Annotated in this window: 24 protein-coding genes, 1 tRNA gene and 1 pseudogene; 11 read left to right on the top strand and 15 right to left on the bottom strand. The window is 74.1% G+C overall.

All coding sequences use genetic code 11. The annotated features are described in order from the left end of the window. Positions 1–182: 182 nt before the first annotated feature. From IEZ06_RS31415 to IEZ06_RS31405, 3 genes are all read right to left on the bottom strand, one after another. A tRNA-Lys gene (locus IEZ06_RS31415) sits at positions 183–256 on the bottom strand. A gap of 385 nt (positions 257–641) precedes the next feature. Further along, positions 642–1040: an OsmC family protein gene (locus IEZ06_RS31410; protein WP_189240302.1), complete on the bottom strand. Its 399-nt coding sequence runs from the start codon at positions 1038–1040 to the stop codon at positions 642–644. 130 nt (positions 1041–1170) lie between these two features. Further along, a complete protein-coding gene (locus IEZ06_RS31405; protein WP_189240301.1) occupies positions 1171–1512 on the bottom strand; it encodes a hypothetical protein in 342 nt (113 codons plus the stop codon). 255 nt (positions 1513–1767) lie between these two features. Here IEZ06_RS31405 and IEZ06_RS31400 point away from each other — a divergent pair, with 255 nt between their 5' ends. Then, positions 1768–2142: a phage holin family protein gene (locus IEZ06_RS31400; RefSeq protein ID WP_189240300.1), complete on the top strand. Its 375-nt coding sequence runs from the start codon at positions 1768–1770 to the stop codon at positions 2140–2142. Positions 2143–2280: 138 nt separating this feature from the next. On the opposite strand, the gene IEZ06_RS31395 is transcribed toward IEZ06_RS31400, so the two are convergent. Both IEZ06_RS31395 and IEZ06_RS31390 read right to left on the bottom strand, forming a co-directional pair. Next, positions 2281–3378: a glycerophosphodiester phosphodiesterase gene (locus IEZ06_RS31395; RefSeq protein WP_189240299.1), complete on the bottom strand. Its 1098-nt coding sequence runs from the start codon at positions 3376–3378 to the stop codon at positions 2281–2283. Positions 3379–3460: 82 nt separating this feature from the next. Then, complete coding sequence (locus IEZ06_RS31390) at positions 3461–4633, bottom strand: CynX/NimT family MFS transporter (protein WP_189240298.1); 1173 nt, start codon at positions 4631–4633, stop codon at positions 3461–3463. 130 nt (positions 4634–4763) lie between these two features. On the opposite strand from IEZ06_RS31390, the gene IEZ06_RS31385 reads away from it, so the two are divergent. Further along, positions 4764–5753 carry a LacI family DNA-binding transcriptional regulator gene (locus IEZ06_RS31385; protein ID WP_229798978.1) on the top strand — a complete coding sequence of 330 codons (990 nt, stop codon included), beginning with the start codon at positions 4764–4766 and terminating at the stop codon, positions 5751–5753. A gap of 148 nt (positions 5754–5901) precedes the next feature. On the opposite strand, the gene IEZ06_RS31380 is transcribed toward IEZ06_RS31385, so the two are convergent. The 3 genes from IEZ06_RS31380 to IEZ06_RS31370 all read right to left on the bottom strand — a co-directional run bounded on the left by IEZ06_RS31380 (position 5902) and on the right by IEZ06_RS31370 (position 8366). Continuing rightward, positions 5902–6303, bottom strand: a complete 402-nt coding sequence (locus IEZ06_RS31380; protein WP_189240297.1) for a response regulator transcription factor — start codon at positions 6301–6303, stop codon at positions 5902–5904. 91 nt (positions 6304–6394) lie between these two features. Beyond that, positions 6395–7012 carry a GNAT family N-acetyltransferase gene (locus IEZ06_RS31375; RefSeq protein WP_189240296.1) on the bottom strand — a complete coding sequence of 206 codons (618 nt, stop codon included), beginning with the start codon at positions 7010–7012 and terminating at the stop codon, positions 6395–6397. 157 nt (positions 7013–7169) lie between these two features. Beyond that, a complete protein-coding gene (locus IEZ06_RS31370; RefSeq protein ID WP_189240295.1) occupies positions 7170–8366 on the bottom strand; it encodes an MFS transporter in 1197 nt (398 codons plus the stop codon). An 87-nt stretch (positions 8367–8453) separates the two neighbouring features. Between IEZ06_RS31370 and IEZ06_RS31365 the strand changes: the two genes are divergently transcribed. Further along, entirely contained in the window at positions 8454–9611 is a 1158-nt protein-coding gene (locus IEZ06_RS31365; RefSeq protein ID WP_189240294.1) for an ArsR family transcriptional regulator, read from the top strand. A 150-nt stretch (positions 9612–9761) separates the two neighbouring features. Here IEZ06_RS31365 and IEZ06_RS31360 read toward each other — a convergent pair whose 3' ends face one another. From IEZ06_RS31360 to IEZ06_RS37560, 3 genes are all read right to left on the bottom strand, one after another. Further along, positions 9762–9950, bottom strand: a complete 189-nt coding sequence (locus IEZ06_RS31360; RefSeq protein WP_229798980.1) for a zinc ribbon domain-containing protein — start codon at positions 9948–9950, stop codon at positions 9762–9764. A gap of 19 nt (positions 9951–9969) precedes the next feature. Then, on the bottom strand, positions 9970–10398 hold the full coding sequence (locus tag IEZ06_RS37565; RefSeq protein WP_308427703.1) for a hypothetical protein: 429 nt from the start codon (positions 10396–10398) through the stop codon (positions 9970–9972). 84 nt (positions 10399–10482) lie between these two features. Beyond that, positions 10483–10734, bottom strand: a complete 252-nt coding sequence (locus IEZ06_RS37560) for a hypothetical protein (RefSeq protein ID WP_308427702.1) — start codon at positions 10732–10734, stop codon at positions 10483–10485. On the opposite strand from IEZ06_RS37560, the pseudogene IEZ06_RS37555 reads away from it, so the two are divergent. Both IEZ06_RS37555 and IEZ06_RS37550 read left to right on the top strand, forming a co-directional pair. Then, a pseudogene (locus IEZ06_RS37555) lies at positions 10733–10906 on the top strand (ATP-binding cassette domain-containing protein); the annotation flags it as partial. The gene IEZ06_RS37560 and the pseudogene IEZ06_RS37555 sit on opposite strands and share 2 nt — an antisense overlap. Positions 10907–11045: 139 nt before the next feature. After that, positions 11046–11363 (top strand): ATP-binding cassette domain-containing protein, encoded by a 318-nt coding sequence (locus IEZ06_RS37550; protein WP_301549305.1) that lies wholly within the window; start codon positions 11046–11048, stop codon positions 11361–11363. Between the two features lie 120 nt (positions 11364–11483). Here IEZ06_RS37550 and IEZ06_RS31350 read toward each other — a convergent pair whose 3' ends face one another. Further along, the gene (locus tag IEZ06_RS31350; RefSeq protein WP_189240293.1) at positions 11484–12941 is read right to left on the bottom strand and encodes a peptidoglycan D,D-transpeptidase FtsI family protein; all 1458 of its coding nucleotides are present in this window, start codon (positions 12939–12941) and stop codon (positions 11484–11486) included. 184 nt (positions 12942–13125) lie between these two features. Further along, positions 13126–13506, bottom strand: coding sequence for a MerR family transcriptional regulator (locus tag IEZ06_RS31345; protein WP_068897538.1), 381 nt, complete (start codon positions 13504–13506; stop codon positions 13126–13128). Positions 13507–13608: 102 nt separating this feature from the next. On the opposite strand from IEZ06_RS31345, the gene IEZ06_RS31340 reads away from it, so the two are divergent. Next, the gene (locus tag IEZ06_RS31340; protein WP_189240292.1) at positions 13609–14547 is read left to right on the top strand and encodes an aldo/keto reductase; all 939 of its coding nucleotides are present in this window, start codon (positions 13609–13611) and stop codon (positions 14545–14547) included. A 116-nt stretch (positions 14548–14663) separates the two neighbouring features. Here IEZ06_RS31340 and IEZ06_RS31335 read toward each other — a convergent pair whose 3' ends face one another. Beyond that, positions 14664–15314 (bottom strand): TetR/AcrR family transcriptional regulator, encoded by a 651-nt coding sequence (locus IEZ06_RS31335; protein WP_189240291.1) that lies wholly within the window; start codon positions 15312–15314, stop codon positions 14664–14666. A gap of 71 nt (positions 15315–15385) precedes the next feature. Between IEZ06_RS31335 and IEZ06_RS31330 the strand changes: the two genes are divergently transcribed. The 5 genes from IEZ06_RS31330 to IEZ06_RS31310 all read left to right on the top strand — a co-directional run bounded on the left by IEZ06_RS31330 (position 15386) and on the right by IEZ06_RS31310 (position 20816). Then, positions 15386–16711: a GH1 family beta-glucosidase gene (locus IEZ06_RS31330; RefSeq protein WP_189240290.1), complete on the top strand. Its 1326-nt coding sequence runs from the start codon at positions 15386–15388 to the stop codon at positions 16709–16711. 231 nt (positions 16712–16942) lie between these two features. Next, the gene (locus tag IEZ06_RS31325; protein ID WP_189240289.1) at positions 16943–19450 is read left to right on the top strand and encodes a sensor histidine kinase; all 2508 of its coding nucleotides are present in this window, start codon (positions 16943–16945) and stop codon (positions 19448–19450) included. Continuing rightward, positions 19431–19856, top strand: a complete 426-nt coding sequence (locus IEZ06_RS31320; protein WP_189240288.1) for a roadblock/LC7 domain-containing protein — start codon at positions 19431–19433, stop codon at positions 19854–19856. Before IEZ06_RS31325 ends, IEZ06_RS31320 begins: the two co-directional genes overlap by 20 nt. Continuing rightward, a complete protein-coding gene (locus IEZ06_RS31315; protein WP_203872280.1) occupies positions 19853–20239 on the top strand; it encodes a DUF742 domain-containing protein in 387 nt (128 codons plus the stop codon). Before IEZ06_RS31320 ends, IEZ06_RS31315 begins: the two co-directional genes overlap by 4 nt. Further along, positions 20220–20816 carry a GTP-binding protein gene (locus IEZ06_RS31310; protein WP_189240287.1) on the top strand — a complete coding sequence of 199 codons (597 nt, stop codon included), beginning with the start codon at positions 20220–20222 and terminating at the stop codon, positions 20814–20816. The genes IEZ06_RS31315 and IEZ06_RS31310 overlap by 20 nt, the downstream gene beginning before the upstream one ends. 48 nt (positions 20817–20864) lie before the next feature. Here the strand turns inward: IEZ06_RS31310 and IEZ06_RS31305 are convergent, their stop codons facing one another. Then, positions 20865–22115 carry a family 16 glycosylhydrolase gene (locus tag IEZ06_RS31305; RefSeq protein WP_189240286.1) on the bottom strand — a complete coding sequence of 417 codons (1251 nt, stop codon included), beginning with the start codon at positions 22113–22115 and terminating at the stop codon, positions 20865–20867. Between the last annotated feature and the right edge of the window lie 74 nt (positions 22116–22189).

The following is a 22189-nucleotide window of genomic DNA, read 5'->3' as shown; positions in this document are numbered from 1 at the left end:
CAGGCCGTCCCGGCTCCGCCGGACCATCCCTGACGGGACGCCCATTCCTCCCCGGCCTGAAGGCCGAGGCATCCTGGGCGGACTGAGGTGAAGGCCGTGGGTTGAAGACCGCGGACTGAGAAGACCGCGGGCCGGAACGCGAAAGCCCGGGCCGGTGAGACCGGCCCGGGCTTTCACCTCGGTGCGCCGCCAGGGACTCGAACCCCGGACCCGCTGATTAAGAGTCAGCTGCTCTAACCAACTGAGCTAGCGGCGCTTGCGATGGGCCAACTCTAGCAGCCCGGCGGAGGACAACGCACATCCCCGTCCAGAACGCGCATCCGCCCGAATGCGTCCGGGACGCTCCGGACACAGATGCGGGGCCGGACGGTTCCCCCAACCGTCCGGCCCCGTCTTCACCTGGCGGGCTCTGCCGTCGCCTCCCCCAAGACGACGGCGGCTCCGCTCGTGGACGCGATCCCCCCGCGTCCTTTTCCGGTAAAAGTCTCCGTTGGGCCTCGGTGGTCCTGGCGGACCTCCTTGACCTGCTTCCACACTAGCGAGACGAAGGCAACGAGAACGTCATACACAGGCTGGTTTTCCCCCTACACCCGGAGTGACCCGGTATAGACCGGGCCAGCCTCCCGGACCGCGGGGGACCGTCACACAGGCAGTTCGAGCACGACCTCGGTGCGGTTCCGCAGGGCGTTGCTCACCGTGCAGTGGTTCTCCTCGACGCGGTGCGCGACCGCGCGGAAGACCTCGGCCGCCTTCTCGTCGCCCTCGGGCAGCTCGACGTCGTAGCTCACGGTGATCGGCCCGAGCCTGGTCGGCTCGATCTTCTCGCTGCTGACGGTCATCGCCAGGCGGACCAGCCGGTGGCCGCGCTTGGCGGTGAGGGGCTCCACGGTGACGATGTTGCAGCCGCCGAGCGCGGCCAGCAGCAACTCGACCGGGGTGAAGACGCCCTGCTCGTCCCCGCCGCCCATGGCCACCTCGGCGCCGCGCTCGTTGCGCGCGATGTATCCGCCCTCGGTCCGCTCCACGTGCACCGATGCCATGATCCGTCCTCCCTGGTCGCCTGCCGATCACCTTATCCGAGCGTGCGGTACGGCCAGGCGGGGCGCCGGGCCGTACGCCGGCGGCCGCGTTCGGCGGCAGGGAGGGATCGGGCGGCCCGGCGGAGGCGGATCAGGGTTCGGGGGCGGCCATGGCGTCCGGGTGCTTGGACAGGTAGTCGATGTAGAACGGCCGCAGCGCCTCGCCGAGCTCTCCCTCGCCCGCCACCATGGCGTCGCTGAGCAGAGCCGAGACCCGGGTGAGGTCGTTGGCCGTCTGGTCGCTGTTCCCGCTCGCCGCCTCGGCCGGCGGGATCATCTTGAGCAGTTCCCAGAGAAAGCCGAAATCTCCGTGGTGCACCGCGTACCCCACTGCTCGGTCGTGGAGCTCCCGGGCCGACAACGCATCCAGCTCATCCGTTTCCAACGATCCCACCCCCTTATGCCCCATCTGCCCCCAGATGTGGGCGATCATGCGCGCTCATCGTCGATCGAACGGTCAGCGCACGGGCCGATCACGGTAAACGGTCCCCCACCGCAGGTCCCTCCAGGGGAGATCCAGCCCGCTCCACGCCACGGCCGGCACCGGAGTGGCTAGTGTCGAGGCATACCGGTCGGCGCAAAGATCTACGGACCTTCGGGCCTACCGGTCGTCCTCCGACCGTGCGAGGATCCCCGAACGCCGAAGACCCCGGCCCGGAGGCCGGGGCCTCCCCATTGGAGGTAACCGATGAAGATAATCATCAAAGTCCTCATCGTGGCGGCCTCCCTGTGGGTGGCCGAACTGCTCGTGGACGGGATCACCGTCTCGGGGGACACCACACCGAAGAAGATCGGCACGCTGATCGCGGTCGCCTTCGTCTTCGGCCTCGTCAACGCGCTCCTCAAGCCGATCATCAAGACCATCGGCTGCGCCTTCTACGTCCTGACCCTCGGCCTGTTCGCCCTCGTCGTGAACGCCGGTCTGCTCCTGCTCACGAGCTGGATCGCCGATCAGCTCGACCTGTCGTTCCACGTGACCGGCTTCTGGGCCGCCCTCTGGGGAGCGGTCATCGTCGGCGTGGTGAGCTGGCTGCTCGACCTGGTCCTGGGCGGCAACGACTGACACGGCGGCCACCCGACCGGCCCGGCCGGGGTGCTCCGGGGGTGCGGCCCCGCATCGGCGGCGAGCACCTGGAGACCGTCGTCCCGGCGGGCGATGATCCCCTCCGGCGGTCCTCGGCGGAGGGCCCGGCGGGACGCGTCAGAGGACCCGCTCCCGGACGGCGCGGGCGATGCCCGGGTCGTCGGCGAAGACGCCGTCCAGACCGAGCCGGTAGAGCTTCTCCAGCCAGCCCATCACATCGCCGGTGGCGCGCGGGAAGGCCGGGTTGGCCGGGTCGCCGAGCCGGAAGTCCACCGGGAGCTGGGAGTTCTCGTTCCGCACGGTCCAGGTGTGGACCTTCAGCCGGGCCCGGTGGGCGTCGCCGATCAGCGTGGTGGGCGCGAGCAGGCGGCCGTCGGGACCGGTGGGGACGATCCGCCGGGTGTCCACGCCGATGCCGTCGGCGTACCGCGCGACCTCGCGCAGGCCCTCGGGGGTCACCATCGCGTCGTAGGTGCGCGGGTCCCCCGCCGCGGTCCAGTCGTACGGCGCGCCGCTCGCGCTGATCAGCTGGATCAGCGGGAGCCGGGTCTTCCTCCGCAGCTCGCGCAGGTTGGCCGTCTCGAAGGACTGGATGAAGACGGGGGAGCGCCGCCCGTCCCAGCCGTGCCTGCGGAGGGTCTCCAGCAGCGGCTCCTCCAGGGAGAGGCCGATGGAGTCGAAGTAGGTGGGGTGCTTGGTCTCGGGGTAGACGCCGACCCCGTGCTCACCGGCCAGCAGCAGGACCTCCTCGAAGGTCGGGATCTCCGCCAGCCCGTCGAAGACGGTGTTGCCCGGCCGCAGGTCGGGCACGCGCTCCACCGCCCGGAGGGTCCTCAGCTCGGCGAGCGTGAAGTCCTCGGTGAACCAGCCGGTGACCGGCCGCCCGTCGATGGTCTTCGTGGTACGGCGCGCCGCGAACTCCGGGTGGTCGGCCACGTCCGTGGTGCCGGAGATCTCGTTCTCGTGGCGGGCCACGAGGACGCCGTCCTTCGTGGAGACCAGGTCGGGCTCGATGTAGTCGGCGCCCAGCGCGATCGCGGCCTCGTAGGAGAGCAGGGTGTGCTCGGGGCGGTGGGCGCTCGCGCCCCGGTGGCCGATGACGATGGGATCGCCGCCGCGGCGCTCGGCGGCGGCGGGTTCGGGTCGGTGCAGCACAACGGTGACGGTACCGGTCGCGAGAACGGCCAGCGCCACGGCGAGGAGCCTACGGATCATGGGAGGACCGTAGGGACCCAGGGTGACCGGCGGGTGCCCGGGACACGACCGCCGCGCCACGGCCCGGTGTCGGGAACGTCGTTCACCGCGGGCCCGGGCGTCCGGCGAGGAGTCCGGCGGCGAGCTGGAGCCCGCACGCGCCGAGCCCTGCCAGCAGCGGCACCGTCCAGCCGCCGGTGACCTCCCGGAGCAGGCCGATCAGGAACGGGCCGAGCGCCGCCAGGACGTACCCGGCCGACTGGGCGACGGCCGACAGCGCGGTCACCGCCGCCGGGTCCGGGGCGCGCAGGGTGATGATCAGCAGGGCCAGCGCGATCGCGGCGCCCTGGCCGACGCCGAGCACGAGCATCCAGAGCCAGGGGACGGTGGCGGGGGCCGCCAGCATCCCGGCGTACCCGGCGGCGGTGAGCAGGGTCGCCGCCGTGACGTGCGGCACCTGCGAGCGCGCCCTCCCGGCGTGCACGGGCACCGCGAGCGTCACCGCCACCTGGACGAGGTTGGACAGGCCCAGCAGGTAGCCGGCCTGGTCGGCGGGGAGCCCCGCCTCCTGGAAGATCGTCGGCAGCCAGGCGAGCGTGACGTAGAAGGTCAGCGACTGCAGCCCCATGAACGCCGTGACGGCCCAGGTCACGGGGGTGCGCAGCAGCGCACGGAACGGCCTCGGCGCCGCCGGTCCGCCCGCCGGGCGGCGCAGCGCCTGGGGCAGCCAGAGCACGGCCGCCGCCACGGCGGGGAGCGCGGCCAGCGCGGTGGCCCCCCGCCAGCCGTACCCGGTGGCGTGTTCGAGCGGGACCGTCAGCCCGGAGGCCGCGGCGGCGCCGAGGACCAGGCCGGAGACGTAGACGCCGGTGAACGGGCCGACCCGCGCGGGGAAGTGCTGCTTGACGATGGCCGGCATCACCACGTTCATGACCGCGATGGCGGCGCCGGCCACGGCCGCGCCCGCGTACAGCGCGGGGACGCTCCCGGCGCTGCGCAGCAGCAGGCCTGCGGCCAGCACCAGCAGCCCGGCCAGCAGCGTGCGGTCCAGGCCGAACCGGCGGGCCAGCAGGGGGGCGAGCGGGGCGAGCACCCCCAGGCAGACCACCATCACCGTGGTGATCGCGCCGCCCCCGGCCGGGCTCAGCCCGAGATCCTCCATGATCTCGTCGAGCACCGGCGAGATCCCGGCCAGGGCGGGCCGGAGGTTGAACGAGGCGAGTACGAACCCGGCGACCAGCAGGAACCATGACAGGCGGACCCGGCGCTCGGACATCGCCCTACTTTCGCACACGCCTCCGGCGGCGCCCGCCGCCGGAGAGCGGCGGCGGATCCGGGGAGCGGCGGCGGATCCGGGGAGCGGCGGCGACGTTGTCCGCGAGCGCGGCCTGAGCCATGATCGGAGCGTGACAGAGGGCATCCGGGGCCGGCCGACGATGAAGGACGTCGCGGCGGCGGCCGGGGTGGCGCTCAAGACGGTCTCCCGGGTCGTCAACGCGGAGCCCGGGGTCAGCCCCGCCACCGCCGGGAGGGTCGCCGCGGCCATCGAACGGCTCGGCTACCGGCGCAACGAGAGCGCCCGGGTGCTCCGCCGCGGCCGGACCGCGACCATCGGGATGGTGATCGAGGACGTCGCCGACCCGTTCTACTCGGAGATCAGCCGGGCGGTCGAGGACGTCGCGCTCCGCCACGGCTCGCTGGTGTTCAGCGGCTCCTCCGGAGAGGATCCGCGGCGCGAGCGGGAGCTCGTGCTCGCCTTCTGCGCACGGCGGGTGGACGGGCTGGTCATCGTGCCCGCCGGGACCGACCACGACTACCTGCTGCCCGAGCTCGAAGCGGACGTCGCCGCCGTCTTCGCCGACCGCCCCGGAGGGCTGGACGCGGACACCGTGCTCTGCGACAACGCCGGCGGCGCGCACGCCGGAGTGACCCACCTGATCCGCCACGGCCACCGCCGGATCGCCTTCCTCGGCGACCGCACCGCCATCTTCACCGCCGCCGAGCGCCTGCGCGGCTACCGCCGGGCGCTCGCCGACGCGGGCCTGCCCGCCGACGGGACGCTGATCGCGACGGGCCCGCCGGAGCGGGCCGGGGCCGCGCTGGACCGGATGCTCGCCGAGCCGGACCCGCCCACGGCCGTGTTCACCGGCAACGGCCGCATCACCGTGGCGCTGCTGCGCTCCGGCCACCGCCCGCCCCTGGTCGGCTTCGACGACTTCGAACTGGCCGACCTGCTGACGCCCGGGGTGAGCGTGGTGGCCCAGGACCCCGCCGGCCTCGGCCGGACGGCCGCCGAACTGCTCTTCCGCCGCCTGTCCGGCGAAACCGGCCCCGCCGAGCGGATCGAACTGGCGACCCGGCTCGTCCCCCGCGGGTCGGGTGAGCTGCGGCCCTGACCCCCGAAGCCGGAACCCGCCGCGGGGAGGGAGTCCCCCCTCGCCGGAAGGCCGCGCCGCGTCCCGTTCCGGGCCACTCGCGCGCCGGAGGCGGCCTCGATCCGGTCACGACGCGTCCGGATCGAGGCCGCCGATCCGGACCGGATCGTCAGGACCGCCGATCCGGACCGGAGCCGGGCTGCGCCACGCGGGCGAGCATCGACTCGACCCGCGCCACGAACTCCTCGTGACTGAACGGCTTCATCATGTAGTCGTCGACGCCGGCCCGGAAGGCGGCCTCCATGTCCTCCTCCCCCACCCGGACCGTCAGCATCATCACCGCCACCCGGTCGCCGCCGGGCATCGCCCGCAACCTGCGGCACACCTCGGGACCGGCCATCCCGGGCATCACCCAGTCCAGGATCACGGCGTCGGGCATCTCCCGGGCGGCGACCTCCAGGGCGGCCCGCCCGCTGGCGGCCATCACGACGTCGTGCCCGAACCGCTTGAGCACGAGACCCACCACGAACTGCACGTCCGGATCGTCGTCCACGACCAGAACCCCGGCCATCACCCCACCGTTCGAAGCCTCTCGGAGTCCGCCCCGTTCCCGTGTCACCGGCCGGGCCCGCCCCTCCCGCGGACCCCGTCGTCCAACGGTCCTACCCAGCCCCCGCGGGCGTCCCGTCTCCGGAGGCAAAAACTTGCCGAAGGTCCGCACAGAGCCCAGCCCGGTGGTCCGGGGCACCGGACCCGGACCAGCCGAGCCGCTTGTAGTAGAAACTGCAGTCCCGCAGGGAACCTGCCGGGTCGGCGGCGTAGTCGGGGACGACGCCGTAGCGGGTCCAGCCGGCGGCGCCGTACAGGCGGTCCGCGTCGCTGCCGGTCTCGGTGTCCAGGAGCAGGAGGGTGGCTCCCGCCTCGGCGGCGGCCCGCTCGGCGGCGGCGAGCAGCCCGCGCCCCAGTCCCCGGCCGCGGGCTCGGGGGTGGACCATCAGCTTGACGACCTCGGCCCGGTGCCTGCCGTTGGCCTTGGCCTCGAAGGCGAGGCTGACCGTGCCGTCGACGCCTCCGGGTCCGCGGGAGACCCAGACGGCGAGGCCGCCGTCGGTCACGGCGGGCTCCCTGGCCCGCCACCAGGCCTCCGCCGCGTCCCGGTCGAGGGGGGCGAGGAAGCCCAGGGAGGCGCCGCCGGCGACGGTGTCGCAGAGGAGCCCGGCGAGTTCCCGCACGCTGTCGCGGAAGTCCTCGACCGACAGGCGGGTGATCGTGTACGGCATGCCGGCCTTCTGTCGGGTGCGGTGCGCGAAAGGGTCCGGAAGGACACGGAAGCGCACAGGCGGTCCTCCGTAGGATACGAGACGAAGATCCAGCCCGTACCGGCAGGCGCCCCCGTACCGGTCAGCATCCCCGTACCGGCCGGCGCCCCCGTACCGGTCAGCGGCCGGGGCCGTCCGGGCGCAGGGACCGGCGCAGGGCCAGCGAGCAGGTGATCGTCGCGGTCCCGGCGAGCGCCATCGCCAGATGGGGGGCCGTCCACTCGGCGGCCAGGCCGACCAGCGCGGCGCCCACCGCCTGGCCGGTCATCGCACCCGTGCCGAGCAGGCCGAAGGCCTGACCCCGGACCGCTTCCGGGGTCACGTCCACGAACCGCCGCTGCAGCCCGAGCGCGTAGGAGCCGCCGGCCGCCGTGGCGAGCAGGACGAGCAGCGCGGTCCCGGCGAGTCCCGGCTGGAGCGCGAACCCGAGCAGGGGCACGCCCCCCGCCACCGCGAGGGGCAGGGCCAGCCGCTCCCGCCCCTCCGGGGAGACGAACCGGCCGACGGCGAAGCTGCCGAGCGCCAGGCCCGCGGACGCGGCGGTGAGCGCGATCCCGGCCGTGCCGCCCAGGTAGGGGATGAGCACGGCCTCGGCGCCCGTCACGAAGGAGACCGGGAGCCACTGCGCCAGCAGCAGCCCGCGCACCCGCGCGTCGGTCAGCAGGGCCCGGTTGACCCGCAGCGTCTCCCGTACGGCGCCGCCCCCGCTCCGGCCCCGGCCGGGCAGGTCCGGCAGCCCGGCCCGCAGGACGGCCGCGGCGAGAGCGGAGAGCCCGGCGGTGACCAGCAGGGCCCCCTCCGATCCGGTGGCGGCGAGCAGGCCGCCCCCCAGGGCCAGCCCGCCGATCTGGGCCCCGGCCGCCGTCACGCCCAGCACCGACCTGGCGAGCACGAACGCGTCCCCCGCCAGCAGGTCGGGCAGGAGCGCGGTGCGGGCCGCCCCGAAGACCGGGGAGAGCACGCCGGTGGCCAGCACCAGCGCGAGCATCGCCCAGACGGGCATCCCGGCGAGGGCCAGCAGCAGGCAGGTCGCGACCCTGACCAGTTCCCCGGCGACCATCAGCGGGCGCGGCCGGACCCGGTCGGCCAGCGAGATCAGGAAGGTGCCGCCCACGACGTAGGGCAGGAAACCGAGCATGTACGCCGCCGCCGACAGGCCCGCGGAGCCGGTCCGCGCGTGCACCAGCGCCGCCAGGGCCAGCATCTTGACCTGGTCGCCGGCGACCAGGAGCGCGAAGCTCCCGAACAGCACCCGGAATCCGTCCGCGGCGAAGACGTCACCGTAGGTCGCGCCGCGTTCTCGTGTGGTCGTCATGCACCGATGCTCGGAGGGGCACCGCCGGAAGGCTAATCTTTCGGATATCCCCGAAAGGCCGGTCTCGGGGGACGGCAGGAGGCGTCCGTGGTCTACCGGATCGAGGTCAGCTCCGCGGATCTGGTGGCGAGCCGGTTCGCGATCTCCCCGCTCATCACGACCAAGCAGGCCCTCTGGGTCCTGTCCGGCAAGAAGGAGGCCGGGCCGTGGCGGGCCTGGACCGACCGGATGCGGGAGCCGTACGCCCGGCTGCTGGCCGCCGAGCCGGGTCTGGGGCCGATGACCGTGCTCTTCCGCGACCACGCCTACAACGCCGACTTCCCCGCGCCCCCGCCGAACGGCGTGAACACGCCGATCGAGGAGGAGCTCGCGGTCGTGCGCGCCACGCCCGTCACCCAGGCGCACGAGGAGATCGCCCGCAACCTGGAGGGCATGGCGCGCCCGCCGGAGGAGGTCGCCCGGGTGCTGTTCTCGCCGGACGTGGTGGCGCTGTTCGCCGACGCGCTCCAGCGGGCCTGGGAGGAGATCGTCGCTCCCGCCTGGCCGCGCTTCCACGCGATCCTGGAGCGGGACGTGGTCCAGCGGGCGGGCCGCCTGGCGACGTACGGCTGGGCGGCGGCCCTCGACGACCTGGCGCCCAAGGCGCGCTGGCTGCCGGACGGCGTCATCGAAGTCCACTCCGGCCCCGGCCCCGGCCCCGGCCCCGGCCTCGGCCCCGGTCCTGGCTCCGGCACCGGCACCGGCACCGGTCTTGGCACCGACTCCGGTCTTGGCACCGGCACCGGCACCGGCACCGGCACCGGCACTGGCTTCGGCTCCGGTCCCGGCTCCGACGAGACGTTCCGGCTGGACGGCCGGGGCGTGCTCTTCCTGCCGTCGGTCTTCCCCCTCGGGATCGGCTCCTACTTCGAGCACGACTGGCCGTACGCGCTCTCCTACCCGGCGCGCGGCACCGGCGTCCCGCCCGAGCCCGGTGGCGGCGCGGCCGGCCTGGCCGGGCTGATCGGCCGGACCAGGACCCGCATCCTGCTGGAGCTGGCCGTACCGGCGACCACCAGCCGGCTCGCCACCCTGCTCGGCCTGGGCCTGGGCACCGTCGGCGGTCACCTGGCGGCGTTGCGCGGGGCAGGGCTGGTCGCCCGGGCCCGCACCGGCCGCAGCGTGCTCTACCACCGGACCGCGCTCGGCGACGCGCTGGCCGGTCCGGTGGAGACCGGCCGACCGCCGGCGGGTGGAGACCGGTGACGACCGTACTCCGCCTCCGCGGATCCGCAGCGTCAGAGCACGTCGGCGCAGGTGTCCCATGCTGGACAGCCCCGGGCCATGGCGACCTCCGGTGAGGCGATTCAGACTGCCAGCGTGACTCCTCCGCTCCCTGAAGGGAGCGGCTTCTCGCTAAGCCGCTTCCGCAGCCTCACGAAGGGCAAGCCCTGCCCTCAAGATGTTGACCGCCGCGTTCACGTCGGCGTGCGCGGCATGCCCGCACGCCGTACAGGCGAACGCGGCCTGGGTGAGGCGGTTCTCCTTCGCCACGTGCCCGCATTCGGCGCACGTGCGGGAGGTGTTGCGGGGCTCGACTGCGATCAGCTCTCGACCGGCGCTTTCAGCCTTGACCGAACACCGCGGAGTCCCTCGCCCCCGGCCCCCGCACCCCCGGCACCGACTCCCGCGTTCCCGACACCGGCACCGGCACCGGCACCGGCACCGGCACCGACGGGCCCGGTGTCCCGGAGCTCGGCGAGATCAACCTCACCGACTGGTACGCGCACGCGGACAAGCTGGTCGGCGTCGGGTTCCTGACCGTCGCCCGGCGGCTGCCCGCCCTGGTGGCCCAGGCCGTACGGCTGGCCTGGCTGGCCAGTCCCCGCGACACCGCCACCACGATCGCGCTGAGCCTGCTGAGCGGCGTCTTCACCGCGTTCGGCCTGCTCGCCACGACCGGGGTGCTGACCGCCCTGTTCGAGGCCGGCCCCACCCCGGAGCGGGTCAGGGCGGCCCTGCCCAGCCTGGTCCTGGTGGGTGTGGCCGCCACGTTGCGCACGCTCACTCAAGCGGGCGCGGGCTGGGCGCAGTCCCGGCTGGACCCGCAGGTCAGCCGGATCGCCGAGGAGCGCCTCTACGGGCTGACCAGCCGGGTCGGCCTGGCCGCCTTCGACGACCCCGACTTCCACGACGCGCTGCAGCGGGCCAGGGCGCGGGGCGTGTCCATGGCCGATGTGGTGGTCGGCACCGCCATCGACGTGCTGACCGCGGCGATCGGCATCGTCGCGGCCGCGGGCGTGCTCGGCGTCCTGCACCCCGTGCTGCTGCCGCTGCTGGTGCTCGCGGTGCTGCCCGACGCCTGGGCGGCCGTCCGGGCGGCCCGCATGCGCTACACCACGATGTACCGGCTGATCCCCTCCGGCAAGACCACCCTGGCGAAGATCCTGTCCGGTCTCTACGAGCCCGACGGCGGGCGCGTCCGCTGGGACGGCACCGACCTGTCCGAGGTGGACCCCGACCGGCTCCGGCGGCACATCGCGGTCATCGCCCAGGACCACACCCGCTGGCCGCTGACCGCCCGCCAGAACATCACCATGGGCACGGACAAGGGGGAGCCCGCGCTGGTCTCCGCGGCCGAGGTGGCCGGGGCCGACCAGGTCGTGGCGGACGGACCGGCGCTTCAAGGACGGTCAGGAGTTGTCGGGCGGGCAGTGGCAGCGGATAGCCGTCGCCCGGGGCTTCCACCGGGACGCTCCCCTGCTGATCTGCGACGAGCCCACCGCCGCCCTCGACGCCCGGGCCGAGCACGCGCTCTTCGAACGCGTCCGCGAGCACGCCGGCGGCCGTACCGTCCTGCTGATCACCCACCGGCTGGCCAGCGTCCGCTACGCCGACCGGATCTACGTCCTCGACCACGGCAAGGTCACCGAGGAGGGCACCCACACCGAGCTGATGGAGCTCGGCGGCCTCTACGCCGAGCTGTACGGCCTGCAGGCCCGCGCCTACTCCCCCTGACCGGCTCCCGACCCCGCGGACCGGCCTCCGAACCCACCGTCCGAACCCACCGTCCGGGTCGGCACGGGCAGGACCGGTGCGGGCAGGACCGGCACGGGCAGGACCGTGCGGACCGCCGGCTCACTCCAGGACCGCCCGCATGATCGCCCTTGCGACGGGCGCGGCCACCCGGCCGCCGGAGCCGCCTCCCTCGACGACGACCCCCACGGCCACCCGGGGGGAGCCCGCCGGGGCGAAGCCCGTGAAGACGGCGTGGTCCCGGCCGCCGTTCTCAGCGGTCCCGGTCTTGGCCGCCACCTCGGCGCCCGGGAGGGCCGCGGCGCGGCCGGTGCCGCCCCGCCGGGTGACGCCGGTCATCATGGCGGTGAGCCGCCGGGCGTCGCGGGAGCTCAGCGCGCGGCGGTAGCGGGACGGCTCCGCCTCGTCGACCACCGTTCCGTCGCCGAGCCGTACCTCCCGCACCAGGTGGGGACGCATGAGCGAGCCGTCGCCCGCGACCGCCGCCGAGAGCATCGCGAGCACGAGCGGAGTGGCGCGGTCGTCGAACTGGCCCAGCGCGGACATCGCGGTCTGCGCCCGGTCCATCCCGGCCGGGTAGACGCTCCGGGCCACGGGCATGGGCACCGCGAGACCGCCGTCGTTGAACCCGAACGCCTCGGCCCGCTCGCGCAGCGCGTCCTGGCCGAGACCGATGCCGATCATCGCGAACGGGGTGTTGCAGGAGATCTTGAACGCGTGGGCCAGGGACGGGAGACCGTCGCCGCAGGCCGTACCGCGGAAGTTGCGCAGGCGGACGGAGGAGCCGGGGAGCCGGAACGCGGCGGGCGCGGCGACGCGCGTGCCCGGCCGGTAGTCGCCCGAGGCGAGCGCGGCGGCGGCGGTGACGATCTTGAAGGCGGATCCGGGCGGGTAGGTCTGCCGGATCGCCCGGTTCAGCAGCGGGCGGCCCGGATCGGCCTGCAGCCGCCGGTCGGTCCGGTCGAGTTCGGCGACGTCGGAGGTGGTGTAGAGGTTCGGGTCGTAGGACGGATAGGAGGCCATGGCCAGGATCTCGCCGGTGGCCGGGTCGATCGCGACGGCGGCCCCGGGCCGGCCGGTGGCGCGCAGTCCCGCGTAGGCGGCCCGCTGCGCCCGCCCGTCGATCGTGAGCACGACCGTCGCGCCCGCCGCCGCGGTCCCGTCCACGATCGAGCGGACCCTCACCCGGGGGTCGGTCCCGGCGAGCACCGCGTCCTCGGCCTGCTCGATCCCGGTGGCGGCGTAGAACGACAGGTGGCCGGTGACCGGCGCGTGGACGGGCCCTCCGGGGTAGAACCGCCGGTACCGGTGGCGGTCTCCGTCCCGGGGATCCCGGCGGCTGGCCGCGACGACGGTGCCGTCGCGCAGCCGGATCTCCCCCCGGGGGCGGTCGAACCGGGCGGTCAGGGTCCGCTGGTTGTGCGGGTCCTCCCGCAGCCCGGCGGCGTCGAACACGTGGATCCAGGTCGCCTTCCCGAGCACCGCGAACAGCATCACCCCGCACGCCACGGCGACGTGCCTCAGCGGGATGTCGATCCGTCGCGCGCGCGGTGCGGCCATGGGCCCCCTCCCCGAGGTCCGGCTTCCGGTCTAACAGCCGGCCCGGAAAGGGCCCCCCGCCGCACGGCAAAAGCCCCGTACGGCCCGCGTCACGACCGCCGGCGGCCCGCCCCCACATGCGCCCCGCCGTACCCCGAGGGGCCCGCGCCCGGGCTCCGCCCCGCCGTACCGCGACGGGCGCGCGTCACGACAGCCCGCGGCCCGCCCCGACGACCCCGCGGTAGTAACCGATCTTGTTCCGGATCGCGGTCTGCTTCTCCCGCAGGTTGGCCACCTGGGCCTCCACCCGGCGGTCGTGCGCCTCCAGCAGCGCGATCCGGTCGCGGATCGTGTGCTCGCCCTGCCTGGTCAGCTCCGCGAAGCGGAGCATCTCCGCGATCGGCATGCCGGTGTCCCGCAGGCACCTGATCATGCCCAGCCAGCCGATGTCCTCCTGCGTGAAGCGGCGCTGACCGGCGGCGTTGCGGCCGATCGGCTCCAGCAGCCCGATCCGCTCGTAGTAACGCAGGGTGTCGAGGCTGAACCCGGTCTCCTCGGCCACCTGTCCCGGGGTGTACACGCTCATGCCCGAAAGCATGGCACCTGGAGCGGGCTCCAGGTCAAGCTCGCCGGCCGCCGCCGGCAGCGGCTTGACATGGAGTGCGCTCCAGCTCGCACGCTGTGCCGTATGACGCACATCCCCCTTGCACTGGGCACCATCCCGTTCGGCACCGCCGTCGACGACGGCACGGCTTTCGCGATCATGGACCGCTTCGCCGAGGCGGGCGGCGCGCTGCTGGACACCTCCAACAACTACCCCTTCTGGTACGACGGGGCGACCGGCGACGAGAGCGAGCTGGCCATCGGCCGCTGGCTGGCCTCGCGGAAGAACCGCGACCGGGTCGTGATCAGCACCAAGTGCGGCGCCCGGCCGACCGTCCCCGGCGACCGCACGCTCGGCTCCGCCGAGGGCCTGTCGGCGCGGGCCGTCGAGACCGCGATCGAGGGCAGCCTGCGCAGGCTGGGAACCGACCGCGTGGACGTCCACTGGGCGCACATCGAGGACCGGTCGGTCCCGCTGGCCGAGACCCTCGGCGCCTTCGACGGGCTGGTCCGGGCGGGCAAGGTGCGGGAGACCGGGGCCAGCAACATCCCCGCCTGGCGGTTCGAGCGCGCCCGGAACGTCGCCCGGGAGAACGGCTGGACGCCCTACTCCCACCTGCAGCTGCGCCACTCCTACGTCCGGCCCCGGCCCGGCGCCCCGCTCCGGTCCTCCGGGCACACGGTGGTCAACGACGACACCCTCGACTACCTGCGCGAGGAGCCCGGCGTGACCCTGTGGGCGTACAGCACGCTGATGAGCGGCGGGTACACCCGCACCGACCGCCCCTTCGACCCGGCCTTCGACCACCCCGGCACCACCCGGCGCCTGGCCGTGCTGCGCGAGGTCGCGGCCGAGCTGGGCGCCACCGTGAACCAGGTGGTCCTGGCCTGGCTGATCGGCGGCTCCCCCGCCGCCGTCCCGATCGTCGGCGCGAGCACCGTCGAACAGCTCGACGAGGCGCTCGGCGCGCTGGACGTCAAGCTCGACGACGAGCTCCGCGCCCGGCTGGACGCCGTCTCCTGACGGGGTCTCCCGGCCGGGCCCCGGAGCGGCGCCCGGCGGGAGCCCCGGAAGGGGACCCGGCCGGAACCCCGGAAGGGAGCCCGGCCGGGTCCGGCCGGCGGCGCCCCGGCGGGGGGCTACGGCAGGCGGGCGGCGAGGTAGCGGCGGACCATGAGCTTGCACTCGTCGATCAGCTCGGGGTCGCCCTCCGGACTGGTCCTGAAGGCGAGCTTGAGCACGGCGTCGGCCGCCTCCACCGCGACGATCAGCGCCCGGTCCAGCTCCGCCCCCGCCGGGGCGCCGAGCACCTCGATGCTGATCCCCCGGAGACGGTCGGCCACGACGACGTTGTTCTCCAGTGCGGTGTCGAGCATGCGCTCGGTCCCCCGCAGCGCCGGGCCGCCCGGTGCGTACAGCACCTCGCCGAAGTCCACGACGCCGAAGCCGGGGGTGGAGCGCTTCATGGCGACGAACTCGTCGATCGCCAGGTCCACCATGCCGGTCCAGTCGGAGGGCTCGGCGTCGGCGAGCCGGGCGGTGATCCGGTCGAGGAACGCCTCCAGGTTGCGCACGGCGAGCGCGCGCACCAGTCCCTGCTTGTCGGAGAAGAACTGGTAGAAGGTGCCGATCGGTACCTCCGCGCGGCGCGCGACCTCCTTGGTGGTCAGCGCCTCGTAACCCACCTCGTCCAGCAGCCTGGCGCACTCGTCCAGCATGCGCTCGACCCGTTCCGCGCTCCGCCGCTGGGCGGGGCGACGGCGCAGTGTTCCCCCGGAGACGTTCGTCATTGCCTCATCATCCCCCATGGGACCCTGCCGCGAGCTAACATGAGCGGTACTCATGCAACCGGGAGGTGAGGATGTTCCTCTGGGGTGCCGCCACCGCCGCCTACCAGATCGAGGGCGCAGTCTCCGCAGGCGGCCGGGGCCCTTCCGTCTGGGACACCTTCTCCCACGAGCCCGGCCGGGTCCGCGACGGCCACACCGGCGACGCCGCCTGCGACCACTACCACCGCTGGCCCGAGGACGTCGCGCTCCTGGCCGGCCTGGGCGTGGACTCCTACCGCTTCTCCATCGCCTGGCCCCGGGTCCAGCCCGGCGGCAGCGGCCCGGCCAACCCCGCGGGGCTCGACTTCTACGACCGGCTGACCGACGCCCTGCTCGCGGAGGGCATCGTCCCGGCCGCCACCCTGTTCCACTGGGACCTGCCCCAGCCCCTCCAGGACGCGGGCGGCTGGCTCTCCCGCGACACCGCCCACCGCTTCGCCGACTACACCGCCCTGGTGGCCGACCGGCTCGCCGACCGGATCCCGATGTGGATCACCCTGAACGAGCCCTTCGTGCACATGGCCTTCGGCCACGCCACCGGCGTGCACGCCCCCGGCCAGGTCCTGCTCACCGGGGCCCTGCCCGCCGCCCACCACCAGCTCCTCGGGCACGGCCTGGCCACGGCCGCGCTCCGGGCGCGCGGTGCGGAGCGCGTGCTGATCACCAACAACTGCACTCCCGTCCGGTCCGCCTCGGCCGACCCCGCAGACCTGGCCGCCGCCGAGGCCTACGACGTCCTGCACAACCGGCTGTTCAACGACCCGGTCCTGCTCGGGACCTACCCCGGCCTCGACGCGTACGGCACCGCGCTCGACTGCGTGCGCGACGGCGACCTGGAGCTCATCTCCGCCCCGCTCGACGGGCTCGGCGTCAACTACTACAACCCCACCCGGATCGCCGCCCCCGACGCCGCGGCGGCCGAGCTGGGCCTGCCGTTCACCGACGCCGGGATCACCGGCCACCCCGTCACCGCCTTCGGCTGGCCCGTCGTCCCCGACGGCCTGCACGAGCTCCTGACCGGCCTGAAGGCGAGGTACGGCGACGCCCTGCCCCCGGTCTACGTCACCGAGAACGGCTGCTCGCAGCCCGACGAGCCCGGCCCGGACGGCGCGGTCGACGACCGGGAGCGGATCGCCTACCTCGACGGGCACATCGCGGCGATGGAGCGGGCCGCGGCCGAGGGGGTGGACGTCCGCGGCTACTACGTCTGGTCGCTGCTGGACAACTTCGAGTGGGCGGAGGGCTACCACCAGCGGTTCGGCCTGGTCCACGTCGACTTCGCCACCCAGCGGCGCACCCCCAAGGCCTCCTACCACTGGTTCCGGGAGCACATCGCCCGCCGCCGGGCACGGGGCTGAACCCGCCTCGCGGTCGCAGAGGCCCTTCCGGCGCTGCCCCGGGTGACGGCGTCCTCATCCACGGTGATCAATCGATACCCAATCTTCGCAATCTGCGCCTTGAGCCCATTCCATGGCGACGGCATAGTGGGGCAGATCACAGCGCACCCCCGTCGCGGCCGCGATCCTCGGGGGGCCGACCGCTGCCTGCGGCCGCCCCCGCGCAGGACCGCGCGGAATTGGACACGATGAATGAGCACCCCCCGGCCGATCCGCACGAAGATCCTCGCAATCCTCCTGATCCCGCTGGTCTCCCTGGTCGCCCTGTGGGGCTACAACGCCTACGCCACCGCCGCCCAGATCTCCGGCATCGCCCAGAGCCAGAGCCGGTGGCAGGAGGTCGGCGCCCCGGTGCAGCGGCTGGTCGGGGAGCTGCGCCGGGAGCGGCAGCTGTCCGCCGAGGCCGCCGGGCGCACCGGGGGCCGGGCGGTGCTCCAGGAGCAGCGGCGGGCCACCGACGGCGCGGCGACGCGCCTGCGTGAGCTGGTCGTCTCCATCGGCCTGCAGGACGCGGCGGACGCCGACGACGCCACCGACACCGCCGCCGCCGCCGACGGCATGCGTTCCCTGCTGGAGGCCCTCGACGGACTCGGCGCGCTGCGCTCCTCCGCCGACGGGGGGCAGGCCCCCCCGCTCCGGGTGACCGAGGGCTACAACGACCTCGTCGGCCTCGCCCAGCGGCAGTTCAACACCGCCGAGACGCTCACCGACGTGCCGTCCTACCGCATCATCCGCGGTCTCTCGTCCTACTCCGGCGCCCCCGAGTACATCGCCCGCCAGCGCGCCGTCCTCACCGTCGCGCTGGCGCGCGGCGAGATGACCCCGGCCGAGCACACCGCCTTCGTCGCGGCGATGACCGGCCGCAGGCTGGTGCTCGCCAACGCCGAGCGCGACATGGGCCCCGAGCTGCGGGCGATGCACCGGGAACTCGCCGCCGGCACCACCTACCGGCGCTTCCAGACGGCCGAGGACGAGATCGCCGCCTGGGCCGGGAGCGGGGCGCCGCCGGTGGACGGCGCGGTGTGGAACCGGGACTCCGAGTCCGTCCTCGCCGCCTTCGACTCCAACGTGCAGCGGGAGCTGGCCCGCGCCGGGGCCAAGGGGGACGCGCTCAAGTCCGCGGCGCTGTGGCGGATCGGGCTGGTCCTGGGTCTGGGCCTGCTCGCCGTCGTCGCCTCGATCGTGCTCTCCTACCGGTTCGGCCGCTCCCTCGTCGACGAGCTGACCCGGTTGCGGGCCTCGGCCGCGGAACTGGCCGAGGAGCGGCTGCCCCGGCTGGTCGAACGGCTGCGCAGGGGCGAGGACGTCGACCCGGCGGCCGAGGCCCCCGAGCTGGCGCCCTCGCGGACGGCCGAGGTGGACGGCGTCGTGCGCGCCTTCTCGGCCGTCCGGCGGACCGCGATGGAGGCCGCGGTCGGCCAGGCCGTGCTCCGCAAGGGCGTCGGCCAGGTCTTCCTCAACCTGGCCCGGCGCAACCAGGCCCTGCTCCACCGCCAGCTCGCGCTGCTGGACGTGATGGAGCGCCGGACCGAGGACCCCGAGACGCTGGAGGACCTGTTCAAGGTCGACCACCTGACCACCCGTATGCGCCGCCACGCGGAGAACCTGATCGTGCTGTCCGGCGCGGCGCCCGCCCGCCGGTGGCGCGACCCGGTGCCCGTCTTCGACGTGGTGCGCAGCGCCGTACTGGAGGTCGAGGACTACACCCGCGTCACGGTGCTGCCGATGCCCGACGCGCCGCTGCTCGTCGGCGGCGCGGTGACCGACGTGATCCACCTGGTCGCCGAGCTGGTCGAGAACGCCACCGCCTTCTCCCCGCCGGGCACCGCGATCCACGTCCGCGGCATGCCGGCGGCCAACGGCTTCTCGATCGAGGTCGAGGACCGCGGCCTGGGCCTGGGGCAGGTCTGCGTCGACACGCTCAACGGCCGGCTCGCCGACCCGCCGGAGTTCGATCCGGCCGACAGCGACCGGCTCGGCCTGTTCGTCGTCTCCCGGCTCGCGGCCCGGCACGGGATCAGGGTCGTGCTGCGGCCCTCCCCCTACGACGGCGCCACGGCGATCGTGCTGCTGCCCAACGCCGTCCTCGCCGCCCCCGGCCTGCCGTACGACGCACCGTACGGCGAGCCCCCCACCCGTACCGACCGCCCGGTCCGCGGCGGCGGACCCCGCAGGGCGCTGAGCGCCGTGCCGGACGCGGTCCCGGCCGCGGTTCCCGACGCGGTACGGGAGACGGCACCGGCCGCGGTTCCCGACGCGGCGCGGGACGTGGTCCCGGCGGCGGTGCCCCGCACGGTGCGGGACACGGCACCGGACCCGGCGCCCCGGTCGCTCTTCACTCCGGTGGAGACGCCGCCCCCGCAGACTCCGCAGGCCCCGGTCCTCCCGCCCCACCCCGTGGCGGAGACCGGGCACCCCCTGCCCGCGCAGCGCGAACCGGTCTGCGGCGACCCCGACGACCTCGACGGGCTGCCCGTACGGGTGCGGCAGGCCAGCCTGGCCCCCCAGCTGCGCCGGTCGCGGCCGGCACGGCAGCCCGACCTCCCCACCAACCGATCGCCCGAGGAGATCCTCGACCGCATGTCGTCCATGCAGCGCGGCTGGCAGCAGGGCCGCAGTCAGGCCGAGCGGCACAGCGGGCCGTGGAACGACCCGCGGAACGGAAAGGAGGGCCACCCCGATGGCCGACCCCAGATCTGAGCTCAGCTGGCTGCTGGACGACCTCACCCGGCGCGTCCCCGGGATCCGGCACGCCATCGTGCTGTCCTCCGACGGACTGGCCATGGGCGGGTCCCAGGGCCTGACCCGGGAGGACACCGAGCACCTGTCCGCCATCTCCGCGGGCAGCCACAGCCTCGCCCAGGGGGCGGGACGGCATTTCGGCCTCGGCGGCGTGCGGCAGACCATCATCGAGCTGGAGGGCGGCTTCCTGTTCGTCACCGCGGCCGGGCAGGGCGCCCGGCTCGCCGTGCTCGCCGCCCAGGACGCCGACCTCGGCATGGTCACCTACGAGATGGCCCTGCTGGTCAAGCGCGTCGGCGACCACCTGTCCGCCCAGCCCAGGGCCGCGGCTCCGGCGCCGGCCTGGAACGGCGCGCGGCGGTGACCGGAGACGACCCGGGCCCGCTGGTCCGGCTCTACGGGCTGACCGGCGGCCGGGCCCGCCCGGCGGGCGAGGCCTTCGACCTGGTGGCCATCGTCACGACCACGACCGCGGCCACCGCCGCGGTCACGGCCGCGGCCGCCGGCGCGCCCGCCGAACCGGCCGGACTGGTCCCCGAGCACCTCGCCGCGCTCGCGCTGTGCCGCCGGCCCACCCCGGTGGCGGACGTCGCGGCGCACCTCGGCCTGCCGCTCAACGTCACCCGCGTGCTCCTGGGCGACCTGCGGCACCGGGGCCTGGTGACCATCGACCGGCCGCGTCCCGCGGCGCAGACGATCGACGAGGACATCTACAGGGAAGTGCTGCATGGACTACGCAGGCTCTGAGCCGGCGTCGGCCGCGGTCGCCGATCCGGCGATGGCGATCAAGATCCTCATCGCGGGCGGCTTCGGCGTCGGCAAGACGACCATGGTCGGCACCATCAGCGAGATCCGGCCGCTGCACACCGAGGAGGTGCTGAGCGAGCGCGGCGTCGGCGTGGACGACGTCTCCGGCGTGGAGGCCAAGACCACCACGACCGTCGCGCTCGACTTCGGCCGCATCACCATCCGCGAGGGCCTCTGGCTCTACCTGTTCGGCACCCCCGGCCAGGACCGGTTCTGGTTCATGTGGGACGAGCTGGCCCAGGGCGCGCTCGGCGCCGTGGTGCTCGCCGACACCCGCCGCCTGCAGGACTGCTTCCCCGCCGTGGACTACTTCGAGCAGCTGGGCCTGCCGTTCGTGGTCGCCGTCAACTGCTTCGACGGCGCCCGCCGCCACGACCCGGTCAAGGTACGGCGGGCGCTGGGCCTGGACGGGGTGGCGCCGATCCTGATGTGCGACGTGCGCGAGCGCGACTCGGTCAAGGAGGTGCTGACCTCCCTGGTCACCTACTCGGTCGGCGGCGCCTTCCCCCGCGTCTGACGGCTCCCGGCCGGACCGGGATGGGCGGTCCGAGGAGGCCGGCCGGGATCAGCCGCGCGTCCACTTCTGGTTGGGCGTGCCGGCGCAGTCCCACAGCTGGAGCCGGGCGCCGTTGGCGGAGTTGCGGTCCACCACGTCCACGCACCGGTTGGCGGCCGGGTTGACCAGGTCGCCGGCCGCGCTGAGCCGGAACTGCTGGGCGGCGTTGCCCTTGCACGGGTGGAGCTGGATCGGCGTGCCGTTGGCGGTGCCGGCTCCCGCGGCGTCCATGCACATGCCCATCGCGCTCACGGTGCCGTCGCCGTTGAGGGACCACTTCTGGGCGGCGCTGCCGTTGCAGTCGTACATCTGCAGCCGGACGCCGTCGGCGGCCTTCCCTCCGGGGATGTCGATGCAGCGGCCGTTCAGCTTCGACTTCAGGACGCTCCCGCTCCCGGGGGTTCCCGGGGTCCCGGGGTTCGCAGGCGCCTGGTCGGTCGCGGAGACGCGGACGTAGTCGACCAGCATGGTCTGCGGGAACGAGGTGCTCGCGTCGGGGCTGCCCGGCCAGTTGCCGCCGACCGCCACGTTGAGGATCATGAAGAACGGGTGGTCGTAGACCCACTTGTTGCCGCGGATGCCGGACGGCGTGAGGCGGAAGTACTCCGCTCCGTCCAGATACCAGACGATGAGGTTGGGAGACCAGTCGACCCGGTAGGTGTGGAAGGCGTCGCCGAGCGGCGCGCCGATCGTGCGGCTCCCGCCGATGCCGCCGCCGCCGGAGTAGCCGGGGCCGTGCACGGTGCCGTGGACCGTGTTCGGCGCCTTGCCGACGTTCTCCATGATGTCGATCTCACCGGTGTTCGGCCAGTCGTTGCCGCCGAGCATCCAGAACGCCGGCCAGATGCCCTGCCCCTTGGGGATCTTGATGCGGGCCTCGAACCGGCCGTAGGCCTGGCTGAACCTGCCCGCGGTCAGGATGCGGCCCGAGGTGTACCGGCAGGCCCCGTAGTGGCACTGGAGGTTGGACGGGTTCCCCTTGCGGGCGGTGATGGCCAGGTGGCCCTTGCCGTCGTGGTACACGTTCTGGGTCGAGTCGGTGTAGTACTGCAGTTCGTTGTTGCCCCAGCCGCCGCCCCCGATGTCGAACTTCCACTTGGAGGAGTCGACGGAGGTCCCGGCGGCGCCGTTGAACTCGTCGGACCAGGTCACGGGGCCGGCGGCGGCCTCGGCCCGGTCGCCGCCCGTGGCGGTGACCAGCGTGGTGGCCAGGGCGAGGACCGTGGTCAGGGCAGCGAGAAGTGATCGGCGTTTGCGCATGGGGGATGGTTCCGCTCTGTGGTCGTTGCTGGGCGCGGCCTGCCGGCCCGCCCGCCGTACGGAGGCGCCGTCGC

It is taken from the genome of Planomonospora antibiotica (assembly GCF_014647955.1).
GTDB lineage: Bacteria > Actinomycetota > Actinomycetes > Streptosporangiales > Streptosporangiaceae > Planomonospora > Planomonospora parontospora.
Note: the sequence above shows the minus strand (reverse complement) of the source record. Positions and strands in the feature narration are given on the sequence as shown.